Source organism: Pseudoflavonifractor sp. MCC625 (assembly GCF_018784545.1).
Lineage (GTDB): Bacteria > Bacillota > Clostridia > Oscillospirales > Oscillospiraceae > Pseudoflavonifractor_A > Pseudoflavonifractor_A gallinarum.
Genome location: NZ_WQOJ01000022.1, coordinates 49,228 through 70,214, shown reverse-complemented (window position 1 = coordinate 70,214; position 20,987 = coordinate 49,228). Strand labels below are relative to the sequence as shown.

Annotated in this window: 15 protein-coding genes and 3 pseudogenes; 4 read left to right on the top strand and 14 right to left on the bottom strand. The window is 52.3% G+C overall.

From position 1 onward, the window contains the following. From GPK94_RS06240 to GPK94_RS06225, 4 genes are all read left to right on the top strand, one after another. Positions 1-2,786 (top strand): ATP-dependent DNA helicase (locus GPK94_RS06240; protein ID WP_215655098.1); only part of this gene is annotated, 2,786 nt, incomplete at its 5' end. A 2-nt stretch (positions 2,787-2,788) separates the two neighbouring features. Then, positions 2,789-3,526, top strand: coding sequence for a hypothetical protein (locus GPK94_RS06235; RefSeq protein ID WP_215655096.1), 738 nt, complete (start codon positions 2,789-2,791; stop codon positions 3,524-3,526). A gap of 5 nt (positions 3,527-3,531) precedes the next feature. Next, on the top strand, positions 3,532-5,355 hold the full coding sequence (locus GPK94_RS06230; protein WP_215655094.1) for a site-specific DNA-methyltransferase: 1,824 nt from the start codon (positions 3,532-3,534) through the stop codon (positions 5,353-5,355). Next, a complete protein-coding gene (locus GPK94_RS06225) occupies positions 5,356-7,983 on the top strand; it encodes a TnsA endonuclease N-terminal domain-containing protein (RefSeq protein ID WP_215655092.1) in 2,628 nt (875 codons plus the stop codon). A gap of 35 nt (positions 7,984-8,018) precedes the next feature. Here GPK94_RS06225 and GPK94_RS06220 read toward each other — a convergent pair. The 14 genes and pseudogenes from GPK94_RS06220 to tsaA form a co-directional block, all read right to left on the bottom strand. Further along, positions 8,019-8,945: pseudogene (locus GPK94_RS06220) on the bottom strand (relaxase); the annotation flags it as partial. Further along, positions 8,944-9,147 (bottom strand): annotated as a pseudogene (locus GPK94_RS06215) (DUF3849 domain-containing protein); the annotation flags it as partial. The pseudogenes GPK94_RS06220 and GPK94_RS06215, both read right to left, overlap by 2 nt. After that, positions 9,146-9,553: pseudogene (locus GPK94_RS06210) on the bottom strand (ParB/RepB/Spo0J family partition protein); the annotation flags it as partial. The pseudogenes GPK94_RS06215 and GPK94_RS06210, both read right to left, overlap by 2 nt. Next, entirely contained in the window at positions 9,510-10,331 is an 822-nt protein-coding gene (locus GPK94_RS06205) for a ParA family protein (RefSeq protein WP_209346000.1), read from the bottom strand. The pseudogene GPK94_RS06210 and the gene GPK94_RS06205, both read right to left, overlap by 44 nt. 450 nt (positions 10,332-10,781) lie before the next feature. Then, positions 10,782-11,645, bottom strand: a complete 864-nt coding sequence (locus GPK94_RS06200; protein ID WP_215655090.1) for a ParB/RepB/Spo0J family partition protein — start codon at positions 11,643-11,645, stop codon at positions 10,782-10,784. A gap of 315 nt (positions 11,646-11,960) precedes the next feature. After that, the gene (gene ppdK / locus GPK94_RS06195) at positions 11,961-14,597 is read right to left on the bottom strand and encodes a pyruvate, phosphate dikinase (protein ID WP_215655088.1); all 2,637 of its coding nucleotides are present in this window, start codon (positions 14,595-14,597) and stop codon (positions 11,961-11,963) included. A 277-nt stretch (positions 14,598-14,874) separates the two neighbouring features. Beyond that, positions 14,875-15,345: a DUF4358 domain-containing protein gene (locus GPK94_RS06190; RefSeq protein WP_101691538.1), complete on the bottom strand. Its 471-nt coding sequence runs from the start codon at positions 15,343-15,345 to the stop codon at positions 14,875-14,877. Positions 15,346-15,394: 49 nt separating this feature from the next. After that, on the bottom strand, positions 15,395-16,342 hold the full coding sequence (locus GPK94_RS06185) for a GDSL-type esterase/lipase family protein (RefSeq protein WP_193538202.1): 948 nt from the start codon (positions 16,340-16,342) through the stop codon (positions 15,395-15,397). A 30-nt stretch (positions 16,343-16,372) separates the two neighbouring features. Further along, on the bottom strand, positions 16,373-17,062 hold the full coding sequence (locus tag GPK94_RS06180) for a YjjG family noncanonical pyrimidine nucleotidase (RefSeq protein ID WP_186963922.1): 690 nt from the start codon (positions 17,060-17,062) through the stop codon (positions 16,373-16,375). Positions 17,063-17,066: 4 nt separating this feature from the next. After that, positions 17,067-17,543, bottom strand: coding sequence for a threonine/serine exporter family protein (locus GPK94_RS06175; RefSeq protein WP_215655081.1), 477 nt, complete (start codon positions 17,541-17,543; stop codon positions 17,067-17,069). Between the two features lie 13 nt (positions 17,544-17,556). Further along, complete coding sequence (locus tag GPK94_RS06170) at positions 17,557-18,321, bottom strand: threonine/serine exporter family protein (RefSeq protein ID WP_252192534.1); 765 nt, start codon at positions 18,319-18,321, stop codon at positions 17,557-17,559. A gap of 164 nt (positions 18,322-18,485) precedes the next feature. Next, a complete protein-coding gene (locus tag GPK94_RS06165; protein WP_101691532.1) occupies positions 18,486-18,878 on the bottom strand; it encodes a DUF3783 domain-containing protein in 393 nt (130 codons plus the stop codon). 58 nt (positions 18,879-18,936) lie between these two features. Continuing rightward, the gene (locus tag GPK94_RS06160; RefSeq protein WP_193538208.1) at positions 18,937-20,265 is read right to left on the bottom strand and encodes a putative ABC transporter permease; all 1,329 of its coding nucleotides are present in this window, start codon (positions 20,263-20,265) and stop codon (positions 18,937-18,939) included. Positions 20,266-20,292: 27 nt separating this feature from the next. After that, a complete protein-coding gene (tsaA, locus tag GPK94_RS06155; protein ID WP_186963924.1) occupies positions 20,293-20,979 on the bottom strand; it encodes a tRNA (N6-threonylcarbamoyladenosine(37)-N6)-methyltransferase TrmO in 687 nt (228 codons plus the stop codon). Between the last annotated feature and the right edge of the window lie 8 nt (positions 20,980-20,987).

The following is a 20,987-nucleotide window of genomic DNA, read 5'->3' as shown; positions in this document are numbered from 1 at the left end:
CCAGGCCAGAATCCGCCCTGCTTTCCAGCGCCATTCTTGACTTTGTCGAAAATCGCTTACACAAAATTTTACGCCCGGCCGAGAAAGCAGCTAAAGAACTAATAACAAGAATCACAAACGAGCTGTCCAATAGAGGCATTGCGGCGAATATTAACGAAATGTATATCGGTACATTTCACTCCCTCTGCCTTCGAATTCTAAAAGAACATCTAGAATATACTCGGCTTCGCAGAAACTATCGCCTTTTGGATGCTTTCGATCAACAGTACATGGTTTTCCAGAATATCCATCGATTTAGAAGTATCCCTCAAATTGAAATTGCTCTGCCGAATGGTGGTGCATGGAAACAAGCAGCCGCTGTCTGCAATTATGTAAATAACCTCTCTGAAGAACTCGTAACCCCCGAAGAATTAATGGCCGATGCGGATCAATCAATTGCAGCTCTTGGGCGAATGCTTAAAGAGTATCGCGACATTCTCGCTGAAGGGAATTTGATGGACTTTTCTTCTATTCAGATTGAAGCCTATCATCTTCTTCGAGAAAATGCAGAAATACTGGATGAATTGCGTTCCCAAATTACACACCTCATGGTTGATGAATATCAGGATACGAACTTTATCCAGGAGCAGTTGGTATTTCTTCTCGCCGGAGACAGAAAGAACATCTGTGTAGTTGGTGACGATGACCAGGGTCTCTACCGTTTTCGTGGAGCAACAATCCGAAATATATTGGAGTTCCCGCAGAAGTTTGCGGATGGTGAGTGTCGTATTATTCCGCTAGTCGTCAACTACCGTTCTAACAGTGACATTGTTGATTTCTACAACAGGTGGATGGCTACCACGGATGGCGCAAAGTTCAAGTTTAGCTGGGACAATTTCCGGTATACCAAGCAGATTGAACCGCACGAGAAAACATTGCTTCATAGTCCAGCGGTCGTGAAACTCGCCAGTGATAATGATCCTGATGAGTGGCATGAGAAAATTCTGAATTTTATCAATGACCTTAAAGACTCAGGCAAGCTCACGGACTATAATCAAATTGCCTTTCTCTTCCAATCTGTAAAGCATCCCCGTGTCACAGCACTTGCCCGTTTTTTGGAACAAAACCACATAAATGTTTATTCGCCACGCTCAGATATGTTTTTTCAGCGTGATGAGATACGCCTAGCTCTTGGATGCCTGATGCTTATGTTCCCGCGCTATGTGCAAGGATTAGAGAATGGCGATTATGTATTTCTCCGTCCAGAGCACCTGACTTACTACCGGAATTGCATCATGCTGGCAAATGAATATCTTATGCGACCAGAAAATTCAGAACTTTTGAAATGGATACGCCGCAGAGGAAAAGTCCATGTCAGTCTGACTGATGCCACGGACTATGCCTATTGCGGATTGATGTATCAGCTTTTTGAGTTTCAGCCTTTTGCAGGGATTCTTGATACAGAGATGGATGTTGGTGTGGTTGACATCCGCCCCACGCGAAATCTTGCGAAGCTGACGCAAATCATCGGCAAGTTTGAATACCTTCACCGAGTGGACGTTTTGGATGCAACCGAATATCGTGGCAAACGCCGTATTGATCAGAATACGGAGATGCTTTTCAACCTTTATTTGCGCCTCCTCTTTGATGGGGGAATCACGGAGTATGAAGATGATTCTGAGTATGCCCCCAGCGGATGTGTATCGTTCCTGACGATCCACCAGTCCAAGGGTATGGAGTTCCCGATTGTTTTGGTAGATTCTTTATCGAATGTACCAAGAAAGAACACAAATGACCTGATGATGCAGATTGAGGAGCGTTACTTCAAGCGTCCTGCTTTTGAACCGCATGAGGTTACGAAGTTCTTTGACTTCTGGCGACTCTACTACACGGCATTTTCCCGTGCACAAGATCTGCTTATTCTGACCTGTAATGAGGACAATCGGACCCCCAGCAACTATTTCAAAGAAATCTATGGGGAACTGCAATCCTTGGACAGCTCTGGATTTGACATACAAGAGTTTGACTTTAAGCCAATCAAAGATGTAAACATCAAGAATACCTACTCGTTCACATCGCACATTTCGGTTTACGAAACTTGCGCCTTGCAATATAAGTTCTACAAGGAATTGGAATTTATGCCGGTCCGTGCGAACGCTATGCTCTTTGGTACTCTGGTGCATGAAACGATTGAGGATATTCACCGGGCTGCTTTGCGAAATGAAGAGCAAACGATTACCACGGAAAATATAAGTCGCTGGTTCGATTCCAATTATGTGTCGCTTACAAAAACAGAGCATACATACCTGGCTGGCCCTCAGCGCGAGGCAGCTTTGAAACAGGTGCTCCGCTATGTGGACAGACAACATGGAGATTGGTCGGCTATTCAACAGGCCGAGGTGGATGTATCTCTTGTGAAACCGGATTATATTATTGAGGGCAAAGTCGATCTGATTCGCGGCGAAGGAGATACAGTTGAAATTGTAGACTTTAAATCCCAGCGCAAACCCGACATGGAGAAGGACCGCGAACAGCTCGAGCGATATCGTCGGCAGCTTCATATCTATGCCCATCTTGTGGAGGAGCGCACCGGAAAGAAGGTCAGCAAAATGCACATTTACTATACTGGCGAAGACAGCGGTGTGCCGACGATTACCTATCCGTACACAAAATCTGCTGTGGAAGGTACAATGGCGGCATTTGATGATACGGTCAAGAAGATTATGAAGAAGGATTTTCGCCGCTGCGCTGAAGACCCGAAGGTCTGTAATACGTGCGACTTTCGATTCTATTGCAGGGGGAAATAACAATGCCGGATATATACGACCCAGAGAGAGGCTTAAAAATTGGTCTTACTGATGAAGACTACGAGGATTACCAAAACGGTAATTTATCGGATAATTTCTATGCGAGACGGACAGACGGCTCAATAGCAAATCGCGTTACTATCAGCCCTTTGAATGATGACAATGATGAGGATGGAGAGCCGTCAGGTGGAATTGATCCAGGCTCTGCGGTGATAGGTGCTTTAATTATGGCTACGATTACCGGAGCCACCTACGGAATAAAGAAATTATGGGATAGGCATAAAGCGAAGAAAGCCGAGACACAGGTCAATGTCCGAAAGGAAGAGGGCACACAATTGTCAACCGAAACTGCGTGCGAAGTTCTTTCAACGGAGACGATGAAGACCAATGATACCGAACCAAAGTCACTAACTCAAGAAGAAGCAATACAAGAGTTAATGAAGATACTTGTCGGGATGGCAGAAATAGCGGCTGGAAAGAAAAAAGTTTCAGAAGGTGTTGAAAATCTCAGCAATGCCGGGATAGTCGATAGAATGGCATTGCTGGAAAAACTCTCTGATTCACAAACGCTTGAATGCTTGAATGCTTATCTGGAAAACAATCCGCAGTTTTTGATGCAAAATCAAACAATACTCGACGGTATATTTGGACGCAGCCTTACCGCGGAGGGACAGTACATTCCGCTGGCTGTATCGGATATCGAACAGCAACTAAGAATCGAAACTATTCAGGAGGATTGACGAAAATGGAAAACAGTGAGCAACTGACTTTTGAATTTGAACAGCGACCGACGATTAAAGGATTCCCGGAACTGCGTTGGACCGGCAAGCGTCCGTACCGTTCTACACAGTATTATCCTGCACAATTGCGGGAGACATATGGAACCGAGCAGAACGGTTGGATCAATAAAATTTTCTGGGGTGACAATCTCCAGGTTATGAGCCATCTGTTAAAAGAGTATCGGGGACAGATTGATCTTATCTATATTGATCCTCCATTTGATAGCAAAGCAGATTATAAAAAGAAAGTTGAAGTTAAAGGGATTGGAAAAACCACAAGCGATGGTTCATCCTTTGAAGAAAAACAATATGGAGACATCTGGACAAATGATGAGTACCTCCAGTTTATGTATGAACGTCTACTAATCATGAGAGAGCTACTATCGGATAAAGGGGCAATCTATCTTCATTGCGATTATCACAAAATGCATTATTTAAGGATTATCATGGATGAAGTTTTTGGGGCAGATAACCATTTGAATTCCCTTGTATGGATGTACTCAACACGTAGTGCAATAAAGTCGACATGGAAACGCACTCATGATGATATTTTGTTTTATAAAAAAGATAAAATGCCAGTATTTAATTGGTCTGATGAAATGGTTATGGAGCCATTATCCGAATCGACAATAAAAAAATATAAATTTGAAGATGAGATTGGTAGATATCGTTTGTGTGGCCGAAATATAGTTGGTAGCCCTATTCGAAGTGCCAAAGATGTAAGCCCTGAATATGAAATTACACATCCAGAATGGGTTGTTAGAGACTATTTGCGAGCAGGAAAATCAGCAAGTGACTATTTCTTTGTAGACATCGAAAATCAAGCGGCTTCTGTTCGTACAGATTACCCCACTCAAAAACCGGAAGAACTTTTGATGAAACTTATTCGTGCATCTACAAACCCTGGTGATCTTGTTTTTGATTGCTTTATGGGGAGTGGCACAACTCAAGCTGTGGCTATGAAACTTGGCAGGCGCTTCATCGGCGCAGACATCAATCTTGGGGCGATTCAAACCACGACAAAGCGCCTGCTGTCGGTGGCCAAAGATTTGGAAGATGGGCAAACTAGTATGGAAGCGGCAAGTGATATCAAATATACTGGCTTCGAAGTTTACAACGTCAACAATTACGACTTTTTCCGCAATCCGGTGGAAGCCCGCGATTTGTTGATTTCTGCACTGGAGATCCAGCCATTCCCGCAAAGTGATGTTTGGGACGGCGAACTGGATGGCCGGATGGTAAAAATCATGCCGGTCAACCGTATCGCTACAAAGGCAGATTTAAAGGAACTTCTTGCCAATCTGCCCTATAAAACCTATGAGAAGCGCAAGGGAGAAAATCCGAACCAACCTGTGGAACGCATGACCATCATTTGTATGGGACATGAACCTGATTTGAAAGGCGCTCTGGAGCAGGAACTGATCGAGTACAAAGTAGATATTCAGATTGTGGACATCCTCCGCGATAAAAAAGATCTCCAGCTCAAGCGTGACTCTGAGGCGGAAATCGTCCGTGAAGGAGATAAGCTGGTTATCCGCGCTTTCTACCCGATGAATCTCCTGCAAAAACTCTCTCTCCAGAAAGAGTATGTGGAGGACTGGCGGCAGTTGGTTGACTCCATCATGATCGACTGGAACTACGACGGTGTAGTTATGCAGCCTGTCGTGACAGATGTTCCCGGCAAGAACGAGATGGTGAGCGGCATCTATGATATTCCTGAAAATGCTGGCACTATCAAAGTGAAAATCACCGATCTGCTCTCCGAGTCACTGGAAGTGGAGGTGCGTTAAATGGCTGCTGCCTTTGATTCAAATTTTTCCTTTAATCAACAGCTTTGGTACTACTACACCACCAACCGTGGAAAAATCCGTTCCCGTTACAATGATCTCACAAGAAAATTTCTTGCGTATAATGACAGCGAGGAAAATCCTCATGCGTTCCTGCGTAAGCCGCAGTTTGAGGCACTGGAAATGTATGTGTTTGTGAAGGAATTCATGAACAACAAACAGGTCTATGAGATGTTCGACGATTGGCGTAACAGAAGGGACCGATTTTCTGATGCATCCTATTATGCTGTTGATAAGGGCGGTCAAATTCGCCTTTTCGATGCACCGACTGAAAAGCAAACGGATACGATCTTCAAGCAGATGAAAAAGTACCGTGAGGATTATCCAAACTATATTTACGCTCTCACCATGGGCCTTGGTAAGACCATTCTCATGGCTACCTGTATTTTCTATGAGTTTCTGCTTGCAAACAAGTATCCACGAGATAAGCGATTTTGCCACAATGCACTCGTGTTTGCACCGGATAAGACCGTTTTGCAGTCCCTCCGTGAAATTATGACCTTTGACAAAACGAAGGTTGTGCCGTCGGAGTATGCCCGTGTATTGGATGCAAACATCAAATTCCACTTCCTGGACGAAACAGGTACGATTCTGCATACAATTGATGATTCCGACTTCAATATCATCATCTCCAACACACAGAAGATCATCGTAAAAAAGAAGCGGAAAGAAACAACAGTTGCCGAAACTCTGTTCAGCGGTTCCGGCTCCCTGCTTTCCGCAGTTTACGGTACAGACAGTGCAGATGTCGAAGACGATGCGTGGGATGATTCCACTCTGATGGATAACCAGAGGTTCAAAAAGCTCTGCCGCCTTCCGCAGCTTGGCGTCTATGTCGATGAGGCCCATCATCTTTTTGGAGCCGACTTGGAAAAACAGATCAGATCGAGCGGCGCAAACAAAACAAGTCTCCGCGACACCATCAATCTGCTTGCGGCAAACACTTCTATTGTTGCTTGCTATAACTATACCGGTACGCCGTATGTTAAGAATCAACTCCTGCCGGAGGTGGTTTATGCTTATGGTCTGCGAGAATCCATCTGGAACGGCTTCTTGAAAGATGCGGACCCTATCGGGTACGAAAATGTAAAAAGCGAGGAATTCCTCACCGCTGTGGTAACTACGTTCTGGGAGCGTTATGGTGGCCGGATTTACGATGGCCTGAATCCCAAGCTGGCCATCTATGCTGCGGGTGTTGAGGAAGCCGCAACAGAGGTAAAACCGGCACTTGAAAGAATTCTGGCCAAGCTCGGTGTTCCGGCCTCGAAAATTCTTTTGAATGTGGGAGACGCAAAATACACCAAGAACGATGATATCAGAGACTTCAACAATCTGGATGTTCCTGGAACAGAGGGTAATGAGAAGCAATTCATTATTCTTGTTGAAAAGGGTAAGGAGGGATGGAACTGTCGCTCTTTGTTTGGCGTCGCACTTTTCCGTAGCCCCAAATCAAAGATATTTGTTCTCCAGGCCACCATGCGTTGTCTCCGTGCCATCACGGATGAGCGTTTGACGGCTACGGTGTTCCTCTCCAAAGAAAACTATGATACTTTGGATGACGAACTCCACAAGAACTTCAACATGGAGATCAAAGATATCAAAAAGCCATCAAATGATAACCGCCACAAATACCAGGTGCGTGTGCTTCCGCCTCCGAGGACAATTACCCTAAAGCGTGTATGGCATGAGTATACCCTTCACAAAAAAGAATACTCCCAGCCGGTAGACTTCAAACTGGCAGGAGCCGACCTTTCTAAATACGCCAGCACCATGTATGAGCGTGACAGCCTTGCACGGGATACTACAGTCAAAGAAAAAAACATTGACTACCTGCAGGAGAATATGAAGTACAGCGAATACTCCCTTGCTGGAGAAGTAGCACGATACTTGAACATTTCCTGTATCCTTGCGGCAAAGATCTTGAGGGAATCCGTAGATGGCGCAGATGTGATCTTGGATGCAGTCAACCGCTATAACGCAGTTCTGGATGACTACATTATCCCAGGCGTGTTTCATGCGCTCTTTGATATCACGGCGGAACTGAAAACGGAGGATAAAGAGCTGGTCCTGCTGCGTGAACCCAAAGAAGCTGGATATTACGAATTTTCTGCAAAGGATGACCTGGTCATTACAAATCGTTATCCCGGCTTTACCCCGGAACAAATCAAGAAAAGTTTCCATGCTGATACCTACTGCTTCGATTCTATCCCAGAGAAAGAATGTTTTATGCAGTATATCACCAGTGGAAAAGTCAAAGAAGTATACTTCACAGGAATGTTTACCTCCAATCAGGGAGATCTTTCCGTGCATTATTATGACCCGGAATCGGGCAGAATCCGTCAATACTATCCGGACTTCTTGGCAAAAATGGCGGATGGGTCCTACCAGCTGATTGAAGTCAAAGGAGATAATAAAATTGACGATACTGTGGTAAAAGCGAAGCAAGCAGCCGCAGAGGAGATGGCCATAGCAAGTGGAATAAAGTATCTGATGTATGCAGGAAGCCAGATCGTTAACTCTCATGTTTTGGAAGATGCCTCTGACACCGCATCAACTATTTCTATGTGCTGATGGCCACTTATACGACCTACTGGGTCACGATCAGCTTACCGCTGATCGTGACCTTTTTCTTTTTCCATGTCGTATGCCATTTCCATATTTAAGAGCCGATCCACATTGGCCTTTGCCGCCAGTAGCTCCCGCATTTCCTCACGGGAGCGCCGGTACTCGGTATATGTCTTTTTCTTTTCCTCTAGGAGCCGGGCGTATTCGGCTTGTAGCTCCTTGACTTTGGGAAGCTTCTTGACCCCCATATCATCAAAGGCATTTTTGGCCGCCTGATGGAGCAGAATCCCCTCCTCATGTTCCTCTCGGAATTTTTTGGAGTAACCAGCCTTCCGATAGGCCACATAGGTGTCACGAGTCTTGGCGTAGTTGATGATGTGAGTCCGCAGGACGGCGATCTCCGCCATTCGTTTCTCCGCAGCCTTGATTCTTGCGGATAGCTCATTGTTGTGGGCCGTGGCCGCAGCAGCCTTTTCCTCCAGCACTGCATACTCCAGCAGGTTATGCTCGGTGAGATAGTTCACGGTCTGCGCCATCTGTTTCAGGTTAAAGACCTTGGCCCATCTCGCATATCCGACACCTTTTCCGGCCTGGAGCTTTGCCTGGATGTCAACTAGCAGATTGACCTTCGGCAAATCTGCCCGCTTGACCGGCTTCTGACGGGGCGTATGCACCTTTTGACCGGCGAGGACGGCCAACAGGTCTTCCAGGGTGTAGCCATCACCCAGACTGTCCAGGCGGGATACTTTGCTCCAGCCTGGGAGCTTCAAACGGTAGGATTTCCCGCGCTTGGATACTTCACAGCCAGATTTTCGGAGCAGCTTCAGCAACTCGTCCAGGTCGGCAGGCTTTTGTTCCAGGGCGTTGTCAATGGCAACACGCAGCAATTCCCGATGGGAGGGCTTGGCCTGGTCGCCCAACCACTTGTTGTAGCTCTTTCCGTGGGGTTTGGGATTCTCTACAATAGCGGACAGTATCGGAGTTGTCGTTGGGAATGGTCTTTGCCCACGCCTTGTTGCGGGGCGAGTAACGACCATCCCAGTCCTGGAGCTGGACGGTATTGGCCAGAACAAACATCACCCGGTCAATACCGTAGGTCTCAATCACATCCTTGGCAGCATCACGGCTGAGATACATCCCGTCGAAGTGCTCCCGCACCGCCGCTTCAATAGGCAAAGGCTCTCTCGCTGGGAAGCAGGCTTTCCCGCTGCAAGTTGCTGTCCACCATGATGATGGTGGCGGCATCATCGTCCAGGTCGCGGACAATGACCGGCATGGTTTCTTTCTCGGCCAGTTCACTGGCCCGGTGCCGCCTGTGACCGGCTACCAGCTCATAGCCACCCTCCGGGTCCGGGCGAGCAATCGCCGGAACCAGAACACCGTACTGCCGTACACTGTTGGCGGTCTCCATCATGGCTTCGTCATCCTTGACTTTGAAGGGATGGTTCTTGAAAGGATGCAGTTCAGACAGCGGGATTTCCCGTACCTTCTCCAGCTTGGCATCCTGGCGGCTTTCTTCGGTGGAAAACAAGTCATCGTATGGAGCAAGCTCTACTTTTTTCGCGCTGCTTTTCAAGTTTCATCACCTCCTGGGTCAGATTTTTGTAACCCTCGGCCACTTTGCCCTTGGGGTCATGGGCAAAAATACTCTTGCCCTCGGCACTGATTTCCTTTGCCCGGACGGAATGGGGAATCTCAGTTCCGAACACTTTGATTTTGCTGCCGTAGGTTTCTCGCAGCAGAGCCGCAATCTCCTTGGCAAAGTTGGTGCGGTTGTCCACCATCGTCAGCAGGATACCGTCGATCTGGAGCTTGGGGTTGATCTGCCGTTTCACCTTATTGACCGTCTGGAGCAGCTGTTCCAAGCCCTTGGCGGGCAGATACTCCGCCTGGACGGGGATTATTACCCTATTGGCAGCAGCCAACGCATTGATCGTAAGCATCCCCAAGGAGGGCTGACAGTCAATCAGGATCTGGGAATACTGTCCCTTGAGGGTGTCCAGATACTGCCGCAGGATTGTCTCTCGGCTCATGGCGTTCACCAGAGAGACCTCCATGCCGGAGAGCTGGATGTCAGCGGGCATCAGGTCAACGCCCTCCGGGTGATGCAGGATACCCTCGCCGGGGCGCAGCGGCTCGTCCATCAGGATACGGCCCATCGCGTCGGACAGGGTAAAGGGGAGCTTGTCCGGCTGGGGGTGGCCCAGGCTGATGGTCAGACTTCCTTGCGGGTCCCCGTCGATCAGCAGCACTTTCTTCCCGGCCTGTGCCAGCCCGATACCCAGGTTTGCGCAGGTGGTTGTCTTGCCAACGCCGCCTTTCTGGTTGGCGATGGCGATAATTTGTGTGTTCATTTCAGTTTCCTCCTGTGTATTGAACAGAAGATGGAATGTAAAGAGGGTAAACTACCCCCTTGGGTTTTCTTAAAATCAAGAACATTTCGGCATCCTTTTGATTTAGGATTCATTTATCACGGTTCTGTACCGGACACTCCCATTGCCTGCGACGCTTTTAACGCTCGGACTGTGGCTGAGTGTAAGTTTTCCCCCTGTCCCTGGATCGTGGCCTCAAGTTATCAAGCTCTTTACCGGCGATAGGGAAGTCGCTCGACCCGTAGGCGTCATGGCGTATCACCGGAGTGGCTCTCCGAGGGACGGTTGTACCTGATGTTCTTCTGAATTTTCAAGGTCCATGAGATGTAACTCTCACTTGTAGGCCACGGCAGAGGCCGTTTGTTGCGCAAAAAATAAAAAAAGGAGCAGAAAAATTTTCTGCTCCCTGTTGTGACAAGGTATAATGACCTTTTATTGTGTGTAGCCACGCTTTTTACTCCAATTCCTAATCAACAGTAAAATCGTGTTGTGCATCTGTTCACTATTGTAATGCGAGGGGAAATACTGCTTGATTTCTTCTTCTTCAACAATCATCGGCTCTCTCTGGTTTGGTTTCTTTTTCGATAAGATAGAAACCAAGGAATCTTCTGTGAAGTCTGATTCACTGGCCTTTTCTCGGATGGCTTTTGCCTGAGAAATAGATGGGGTTGCTTTTAGTGCTACCATCACCTTATATAGTAGCTTTTGTTGCTTCTTGTCCAAGTAGGAAATAGATACAGCTGGATTCAATGCGATTTTTCGATTATCAACCATTTCAAGAATTTCTGGTATTAATTCAGTAAGACGGATATAGCGAGAAATTTGGTTGCGACTTTGACCGACTTGTTCAGCAATTAACTCTCTGGATTCTTTTCCGACACACTTCCGCCCAAGTTGGGCGGAAGTAAATCCTTTACGCCCCTGATGGCTCATAGCTGCCAACTTCATTTTGTATGCAAAGGCTCTTTCACTTGGGAGAATCGTCTCACGCTGAAGGTTTGCATCTACCATGTTTACAACTGCCTCATCATCCGTCATAGACCGGACTAAAACAGGCATCTCAGAGTAACCCAATACTTCACAAGCCGCTTTGCGTCGATGACCAGAAATTAGTTCATAGCATTCCTCACCAATCTGGCGAGCCACCGCTGGATGAATTACACCGTGAATTTCAATGCTCTCAACAAGACGCCGAAATTCCTCATCGTCTCGTACCTGAAAGGGATGATTCTTAAATGGCTTCAGTTGTTCCAAGGGAATGTTTTTTACTGCTTGCCTTTGATCGTCTCGTCCCATAATGGCCCCCTTTACTGAAAGCTGAATTCGTCCAAAATTACGGAACTGGCTGCTGTGAAAATAGCAGCGAGCATGGACAAAATGTATTTTTGAAATCAGAATACATTTTTGCGTTCCCGTTTAGATTTGTACAAACAGCCCAAAATAACAATAAAAAACCCCCGCACATTGCCCAATTGGGAATGTACGGGGGTTTTGGCGATTAGATATAAACCTCCACGGTTAAATCATGCCATTTTGACGGTTTTATGCCGTATCCATGGGATTTATAGAAGGTTTGTGCTTCATCAAATCCAATGGTGAATGACAGAACTCTTACTTGCGGGGGTTCTTGATAGCAGCCTGGGCGGCAGCCAGACGGGCGATGGGCACACGATAGGGAGAGCAGGAGACATAGTTCAGACCCACGCGGTGGCAGAACTCCACGCTGGTGGGATCGCCGCCGTGCTCACCGCAGATGCCCAGGTGCATCTCGGGACGGACCGAGCGGCCCAGCTTGACCGCCATGTCGACCAGCTTGCCAACACCCTTCTGATCCAGGTGGGCGAAGGGATCGGACTCGTAGACCTTCTTGTCATAGTAATAGCTGAGGAACTTGGCAGCATCATCACGGCTGAAGCCGAAGGTCATCTGGGTCAGATCGTTGGTGCCGAAGGAGAAGAACTCAGCTTCCTTGGCGATCTCGTCCGCCGTGAGAGCGGCGCGGGGGATCTCGATCATGGTGCCCACTTCATACTTCATGGACAGACCGGACTCGGCGATCAGCTTGTCAGCGACGGCAACCACCACGTCCTTGACGTACTTGAGCTCCTTGACCTCGCCCACCAGGGGGATCATCATCTCGGGGACCATGGTCCAATCGGGATGCTTCTTCTGCACGTTCAGGGCGGCAGTAATGATAGCGGTAGCCTGCATCTCGGCGATTTCGGGATAGGAGACAGCCAGGCGGCAGCCGCGGTGACCCATCATGGGGTTAAACTCGTGGAGGCTGCTGATGACATTGTGGAGCTTTTCCACGGTGATGCCCATCTCGTTGGCGATCTCCCGGATATCCTCTTCCTTAGTGGGAAGGAACTCATGCAGCGGGGGATCCAGGAAGCGGATGACCACCGGATGGCCCTCCATAGCCTCATAGATGCCCTCAAAATCGCTCTGCTGGAAGGGGAGGAGCTTCGCCAGAGCGCGGCGGCGGTCGGCCTCGTTGTCAGCCACGATCATCTCGCGCATGGCCTTGATGCGGCTCTCCTCAAAGAACATATGCTCCGTACGGCACAGACCGATGCCCTGGGCGCCAAAGGCGCGGCCCTGGCGGGCGTCAGTGGGGGTATCGGCATTGGTGTAGACTTCCAGCTGGCGGTAGCGGTCAGCCCACTCCATGAAACGGCCGAAGTCGCCGGAGGAGACATCGGCGGGAACGGTGGGGATGGCCTCACCGTAAATGTTGCCGGTAGAGCCGTCCAGAGAGATGTACTGGCCCTCCTGATAGACCTTGCCGCCCAGCTCAAACTGCTTCTTGGCGTAGTCCACCACGATCTCACCGCAGCCGGAAACACAGCAGGTGCCCATGCCGCGGGCCACCACGGCGGCGTGAGAGGTCATGCCGCCGCGAACGGTCAGGATACCCTTGGCCGCGTGCATGCCCTCGATATCCTCGGGAGAGGTCTCCAGGCGGACCAGGATGACCTGCTCGCCCCGGTCGGTCCACTCCTTGGCGTCCTCGGCGGTAAAGACCACCTTGCCGCAGGCAGCGCCGGGAGAGGCAGCCAGGCCCTTGCCGATGGGCACCGCCTTCTTGAGGGCGTCGGCATCGAACTGGGGATGGAGCAGGGAGTCCAGCTGCTTGGGCTCCACGCGGAGGACGGCCTCCTTCTCGGTGATGGCGCCCTCGTCCACCAGATCCACCGCGATCTTCAGGGCGGCGGCGGCAGTACGCTTGCCGTTGCGGGTCTGGAGCATATAGAGCTTGCCGTTCTCAATGGTAAACTCCATATCCTGCATATCCTTATAGTGCTGCTCCAGCTTGGAGGCGATGGCGGCGAACTGGTTGTAGACCTCAGGCATCTCCTCCTGGAGCTTGGAGATATTGCTGGGAGTACGGACACCGGCCACCACGTCTTCGCCCTGGGCGTTGATGAGGTACTCGCCGAACAGGTGCTTTTCGCCAGTGGCGGGGTTGCGGGTGAAGGCCACGCCGGTACCGGAGGTGCTGCCGAAGTTGCCGAAGACCATGGACTGCACGTTGACGGCGGTGCCCCAGTCATAGGGGATCTCGTTCATGCGGCGATAGACATTGGCGCGGTCGTTATCCCAGGAGCGGAAGACGGCCTTTACCGCCTCCATCAGCTGCTGCTTGGGGTCCTGGGGGAAGTCCTCGCCCTTCTCGTCCTTGTAGAAGGCCTTGAAGCGCTCCACCAGGGTCTTCATATCCTCGGTATCCAGATCGATGTCGTGTACGACGCCCTTTTTGGCCTTGACATCGTCGATGATCTCCTCAAAGCGGCTCTTGGAGAGCTCCATGACCACGTCGGAGAACATCTGGATAAAGCGGCGGTAGGAGTCATAGGCAAAGCGGGGATTTTTCGATTTTTCAGCCAGGCCCACCACGACGCTGTCGTTGAGGCCCAGGTTCAGGATGGTGTCCATCATGCCGGGCATGGAGGCACGGGCGCCGGAGCGCACCGAGACCAGCAGAGGATTGGAGGCGTTGCCAAACTGCTTTCCGGTGGTCTCCTCCAGTTTGGAGAGGTACTCCAAGATCTCAGCCTGGATCTCCGGGGCGATGGCACGGCCATCCTCATAATAACGAGTGCAGGCCTCGGTGGTTACGGTAAAGCCCTGGGGTACAGGCATACCGAGATTGGTCATCTCGGCCAGGTTGGCGCCTTTACCGCCCAGCAGCTCACGCATTTTGCCGTTGCCTTCACTGAACTGATAAACATATTTGTGGCCCATGTGACATTCCTCCTCAAAGCTTTGACACTTTGCATTATAGCATTTTCACAAAAGAATGCAAGTAAAACTGTCAAAAATTATATATAGTCTAAAAAGAGACAGAGATATTCATTTAATTGCACAGAAAAGAAAAAAAGCGCCTTTTCTTGGATGAGGATTGCAAAAGCAGGTGCCGAAAGCCTGTATGATTTGGAAAAAGAGGAAGGAAAAGATAGCCACAAAAAAGCGGCCTGGTAGAGAATGGCACATTCTCCACCAGGCCGTATCAAAATTCTGCTTACTTCAGGGCGTCCAGCGCCTTTTGTGCAGCATCCGCATCGGCGGCCACTGCCAGCAGGACGGAGTTGCCCCGCTGCTCCAAAATAGCGTTGTCCAGCTTGGAAACCTCGTCGGGCTGGTAATTCTCCAGCGCCTCCTTCTGGTCCGCGACCCGCTGGGTCAGAGCGTCCAAGGCACTCTTCGCGGCATCCTCATCCACCAGGGTGAAGACAGCGATCTCTTCCGCGCCGGCGGTGGGCGTAGTGTAGACGGCACATCCGGTCACATCGGCGCTGTCAATGGCGTAGAGAGTCCCGCAGGCCAGGTCCTGAGACATGGACTCCAGAGGCTCAGAAAAGGCGCCGGAGTCCTGAAGGGCTTGGGCCGTGGCCGCAGGATCAAAGGGGGTGGCAGCTTTTCCGCCGCAGGCAGAGAGCAGGAGACAGAGGGCAGCCAGAGGAAGAAGCCGCCGGAAGAGGGAGGGACGCATGGAGCAAGACTTCCTTTCTATTGTTATAGTGTCATGTAGGTCACATGGGTTACAGGAGAGCGGGGTCCACGGTGTGATTCATCAGATAGGTGAGCCAGGTCTTGTACCAGCTGGTGGTGAAATGCACGCCATCCACGGTGTTTTCCTGGGCCAGGATCCCGTCGGAGTTGGAGAGGGCAGAGGCCACATCCAGCAGAACCACCTGCTTCTCCTCGGCGAGCTGCTCAAAGATGCCGTTGTAGACGGCGACCTTGTCGTTGTTTACATAAGAGGGCCAGTTTTTGGCGCAGAGCGTGGGATTGACCGGCACCTGATTCTGGAGATAGATAATGGCGTTGGGCTGGGTTTCCCGAATGTGATCGATGAGGGCGGCAAATTTGTCGTGGAAGCCCTGGTCGTCGTAATAGCCCAGCTCGTTGATGCCGAGGGAGATGTACACCTTGCTGTACTTCCCGGCCTCAGCGGAGAGCGCGTCCACAATGGAATATTTCTGCCCGTTGATGGTGATGAGCTTTTTGGGATTCTCCTGCATCACGTCAAAAATGGTGATGCCCTTATAGCAGTAGAAGGAGGCGCCCTCAATGCCGCTGTAAAGCTGGAGACCCTCGGTACGGGAGTCTCCGATAAAGAGCGCGTCGGAGAAATAGGACATATCGACCGGGTCAGAGGCGGGAGCCGGCTTGGTATAGTCGTAGGTACCATTACCGGCGGGCGCAGGGGACTCGGCAGCAGGCGCGGGGGTGGGAGAAGCCTGGGGTGCGGCGCTCAGCGCGGCAGGAGGCGGCGTGGCAACGGAAGGGGCCACCGGAGTTACGGAGGGAGCGGCCGCAGAAGGGGAGGGGGTGGGACTGGAGGAAGATGGGGAATCCGACGAAAATGCGCGGGTCAGCGTAGGCGCCAGCAGCAGTCCTGCGCAGACCACCAGGCCGGCGGCCAGCAGAGGGAGAGAGGGACGCCGGGGCGGGCGGCGGTAAGAGGAACGCTTGACGTTAGACATGGGATATGTACCTCATTTCAGGAAATAAAATCAGCACAGGAGCAGCGTGCGCAGCGCGTCAAAATCCGATACCTCAAATGTGGGGAACGGGCCGTTGGGATTGGGAAGCTTCCGGGGATTGTACCAGATGGTGTCGAGACCCGCGTTGATCCCGCCCTGAATATCGGAGAGCAGATTATCCCCTACCACGACGGTACGGGCATGGGACGGGATATGCAGGTCCTGAAGAACTGCATCAAAAAAGGCCTTTTGGGGCTTGCTCACGCCCAATTCGCCGGAGATATACAGCCCGGAAAAGAGGGGCGGGAGGGGCGAGGCATAGAAGCGGCCCCGCTGGGCATGGGAGACTCCGTTGGTGACGATGGCCAGGGTGCAGTGGGGCGCAAGGGCGCGGCAGAGGGCCTCTGCACCGGGAAGCAGATCGCTCCCCTCGGCCAGACGGTCGAGATAGAAGCGGTTGAATTCCTCCGGATCGTCCTCTCCGCCCATCACACGGGAAAAGACGGCAAAGCGCTCCCGCAGGAGGGTATCCTTGTCAATGGTGCCCAGATCAAACCGGTGCCAGAGCGCTCGATTCACGGAGAGATAGAGCTGCTCCGTCAGGTCATTGAAGGGATAGCCGTGGGCCTCCAGCGCAGCCTGGAGCGCCCGGCGCTCGGCCAGATCGAAGTCAAACAGGGTGTTATCCGCATCAAAGAGCACATAGTCGTAGCGGGGCAAGAGATCATCTCCTTTGCGCGGAAGTCCGCCTGGTCCGGCGGCAGAAGAGGGTCCACATACGCATGATGGAGGTCACCAGCAGGATGCCCAGCGCCAGCGCGCCGGCCAGGCTCAGTGTATCCATTCCCTGCTGAAGGAAGAGGGCGGTCTCACCGTGGACGGCATACTCCATCGTATAGTAGATGCCGGCGCCCGGGACCAGGGGGAAAATCGAGATCAGAAGATAGGAAGTGGCGGGACATTTGCGCACCCGGGCCATCCCCTCACAGTAAGCGGTGAGGGCCAGGGAGGCCAGAAAATACCGCACGACCTCACCCGGGAACCAGGGGGCGGAGATCAGATAGACCAGCCAGCCTACCGCGCCGCCCAGGGCGGAAATGGGGATCTCACGGCCGTGGATATTGAAGGAGACGGCAAAGGCCACGCAGCCCACAAAGGCGTAGAGACAGGGGAGAAAGTAGGAGAAGGTGAACAGTTCCAACACATCCACCCCCTTAGACCGTCGGAGCCAGGCTCAGAACAAAGCCGGTTCCCAGTGCGATGGCGGTGGCGATGAGGAGGGCCTCCACCACTTTGTTGACCCCTGATGTCAGATCACCGGCCATGATATCCCGCATGGCATTGGTAAAGGCGATCCCCGGCACCAGGATCATCAGCGCGCCGATGGTGATAAAGTCCGGATTGTGTCCCAGACCCATGCCCACCAGAACCAGTGCGCACAGGGCGGCTACCGCTCCGGCAGCCATGGTGCGCACAAAGGAGTTGGCGCCAAGGGGGCCCAGTAGCCGGAGACACAGCCCGATGGCCACGCCGCACAGTCCGCCGCAGATGCCGTCGGTCCAGTCCCCGCCAAAAAACAGGGAATATGCCCCGCCGCCCACAAAATAGGCCAGGAGCATCACGGGGAAGGGGTAGACGAAGTGCCGGGCGGAGATGGCCTCCATGCGGTTCAGGGCCTCTTCCAGCGGGGGAGGCGACTGTACGATGTTCCGGCAGAATTCGTTGTAGGACTCCAGAAGCGAGATGTCCGTTCCGTGGGCGGGGATCCGCCGCACCCGTGTGCTGGCGTGCCCTGCGGTATCGGTGAGACTGACGATCAGGCAGTTGGGAATGGCAAAGACCTCGCCGGTCTCCACACCGTATGCCCGCAGAATGTATTGTACGGATTCCTCCACCCGGTAGATCTCGGCTCCCGTCTCCATCAGACGGAAGCCAAGCTCGGTGGCCAGATCCAGAAGCTGGTCATAATTGATGCTCAAAGTGCGCCGCACCTGCCTTTCCATAGACTGACGGCAGGGGTAAGCCCTGCGTCCGATCGCTACCGAACACTAAGCTTACCTCTTTTTGACGCACGGGACAAGCAAAAAGTTGTTTTTGAGAAAAATTTTATAATCTTGCTTAATAAAATAGAGGATTGTCGAAGTCAATCGGGAGAATTGCCATCTTCGATGGCCTGCCGCTCCTTACAGAGCTCCTGATAGAGCTGATAGAAAGACCAGGAGGCATTTCCAGGGGTCAGGACGGCCTTGTAGACCGAGCGGGGGATCCCGGCCTTGCGCAGGGCGGCCAGCGTCTGATCCAGCGCACGCCCCGGAAGGCCGGAGAAGACCAGAATGCTCTCCTCAATGGAAACAGGATCGGCAGCGGGAGGGGGCGGTACCTCCAGACCCGCAAAGGAGCCCACCGCCTGTCCCAATTCTTCCATGGAGATCAGCTTGATCCGCAGACCCATACGGATGAAAACGAGGCGGGCTTTCGCGGCTTCCTGCGGGGTGGAAGCGTTATAATAGAGGACAAGTCCCTGGGATTTGGGCATGAAGAAGACCTCCTGGCACAATAGATTTTCCACAATGGAGCCGTAAAATGTGGAGAATTCAGTTTACAATTTCAGCCTTCGGATAGATCCGTTCCATCCGTGCGTCGGGGAAGCGGGCATCCAGGAAAGCGGTCACGGCATTCTGAGGGGCATCCGGCTGAGTCTGGCGCTGCGAGTAGCGGGCCAGCGCCAGGGCGGAGAGGGACATATTGCACACCATAAAGACCAGAAGCACCCAGGTTCCCACACGGCCCCAGCGGATGGGAATGCGCTCGATGAGACGGGAGAGCGGGGGGTAGATGTACTTGAGCCAGACCACCGCAGCGATCCCCCAGAAGAAGCAGAAGAGCAGATTGATCCGCCCGCCCAGGTTGAAGGGGAGGTGGCTGTAATCCCAGAAGATGGTGCCGAAGACCAGCTCGGTAAAGACGCTGCACACATATTCATAGGCGCCGCCCAGGATGGTCCCGGCCAAAAAGATGGAGCCGTCGCTCTTATCCTTGTATTTATAGAGGGCCGCGGTGAGCATGACTGCGCCCAGTCCCCACACCACGCTGAAGGGGCCCCACACCACGCTGGAACGGCTCATCCACCAGCCAAGGGTAAAGCGGCAGAAGACCGTCTCAATGATATCGCCCAAAAAGGCGGCGATGACAAAGAGCCACACCAGCTTGTGAAAGCAGCAGCCCTGTGCAAAGACAAGGGACTTTTCCCGGCGGTTAGCTTCCTTCTGTGTTTTGACGATTTTTTCGGTTTCCAGGTTGGGATAGGCGTGGATCACACGGCGCTGAATGCGTCCGGTAATGGCATTTCCGAACTGATTGGACAGATTGCGGAAGTCCTCCTCCAGTTCGGTGAGCTTTTTGACCCGGAAGCGCAGCTGGAGGACCGAGACCAGGGAGAGCAGGAAGTCCAGCCCCACCAGTCCGTAGACCACAGCCAGAATGGTCTGGCCGACGGAACGGGGGATGAGCTGTGTCAGATGCAGAAGAAGGGGATTCCCCAGCCGGATGCATACCACGGCCAGGGCGCCCCAGAGGGCCAGAAGGGGAACCGAGATATACCCCTCAAACTGAAAACGGTGCTGGGTGAAGTCCCACCATTTCCGGTGAAAAATGCGCTCCAGCAGGAAGCCGGTCACAAAGATCAGGAAGGCAGAGAGTACTGCGCCGCCCAGGAAGAGGAAGAAGAGGTTTTGGGCCAGTTCCGGGAGAAAAATGGAAAAGAGGACGGCGGCCGTGCCATAGATGGGGCACAGGGGCAAGTTGAGGAAACCGGTGTTGATAAAGGCATGTTTGCGCAGGGAGGACGCCACGACGCCGGCACACCAGCCCAAAAGGGAGTAGAGCAGGAAGAGCCAGAGAAGTTGATAGAGAGAATAGGTCATAAAGACTCCTTTTCAGTGTGCCCCGGGTCAGCAGGGGCGGACATGGCGGACGGTGAGGACGCCTTCCCAAATGGTAAATTGGATATCCCATCCGGCGAAGGCCAGGCCGTAGAGACGGTCGGAATCCTTCTGATAGCTGGGACGGGGGTCCCGGGAGAGCACCCCCAGCAGGGCGGAGCGGTGCACCTCGGGGATCTGCTCCAGAAGAGCGGGGGGAAACTCCACCTCCAGTCTGCGCTCGTCGAGACCGGAAGTAAAGCCGCCCGCGGCATCCGGATGGAGGTCGGTGGCAATATAGGGCTTGATGTCGTAGATGGGCGTGCCGTCCATCAGGTCAGCCCCGGCCACCTGGAGTACGGGGCCCAGCTCCGGATGGTGTTCCACGCCCAGAAGGCGCACGGAGGAGAGCCCGATGGGGTTGGGGCGGAAGGGAGAGCGGGTGGCAAACACACCCATCCGCCGGTTGCCGCCCAGACGGGGCGGGCGGACGGTGGGGGACCAGTTCTCCCGTACCGCACCGGAAAACTGCCAGATCAGCCAGATGTGGGAAAAGGCCTCCAAACCCCGCAGGGCGTCGGGATTGCGGTATTCCGGCTCAAAGACCACCGTCCCCCGCAGTTCTTCCACCAGACCACTCTGACGGGGGATGCCGAATTTCGTGGGGAACTGGGTGTGGATGTGGGCGATGACATGGATGGAATGGGTATCAGACATAGTATCCC

Coding starts and splice junctions, on each gene's coding strand:
- GPK94_RS06165 (WP_101691532.1), bottom strand. CDS start 18,878: ATGCCCAAATCCCAGGGACTTGTCCTCTATTATAACGCTTCCACCCCG.
- GPK94_RS06185 (WP_193538202.1), bottom strand. CDS start 16,342: ATGTCTAACGTCAAGCGTTCCTCTTACCGCCGCCCGCCCCGGCGTCCC.
- GPK94_RS06235 (WP_215655096.1), top strand. CDS start 2,789: ATGCCGGATATATACGACCCAGAGAGAGGCTTAAAAATTGGTCTTACT.
- GPK94_RS06190 (WP_101691538.1), bottom strand. CDS start 15,345: ATGCGTCCCTCCCTCTTCCGGCGGCTTCTTCCTCTGGCTGCCCTCTGT.
- ppdK (WP_215655088.1), bottom strand. CDS start 14,597: ATGGGCCACAAATATGTTTATCAGTTCAGTGAAGGCAACGGCAAAATG.
- GPK94_RS06200 (WP_215655090.1), bottom strand. CDS start 11,645: ATGGGACGAGACGATCAAAGGCAAGCAGTAAAAAACATTCCCTTGGAA.
- GPK94_RS06160 (WP_193538208.1), bottom strand. CDS start 20,265: ATGACCTATTCTCTCTATCAACTTCTCTGGCTCTTCCTGCTCTACTCC.
- GPK94_RS06230 (WP_215655094.1), top strand. CDS start 3,532: ATGGAAAACAGTGAGCAACTGACTTTTGAATTTGAACAGCGACCGACG.
- GPK94_RS06225 (WP_215655092.1), top strand. CDS start 5,356: ATGGCTGCTGCCTTTGATTCAAATTTTTCCTTTAATCAACAGCTTTGG.
- tsaA (WP_186963924.1), bottom strand. CDS start 20,979: ATGTCTGATACCCATTCCATCCATGTCATCGCCCACATCCACACCCAG.
- GPK94_RS06205 (WP_209346000.1), bottom strand. CDS start 10,331: ATGAACACACAAATTATCGCCATCGCCAACCAGAAAGGCGGCGTTGGC.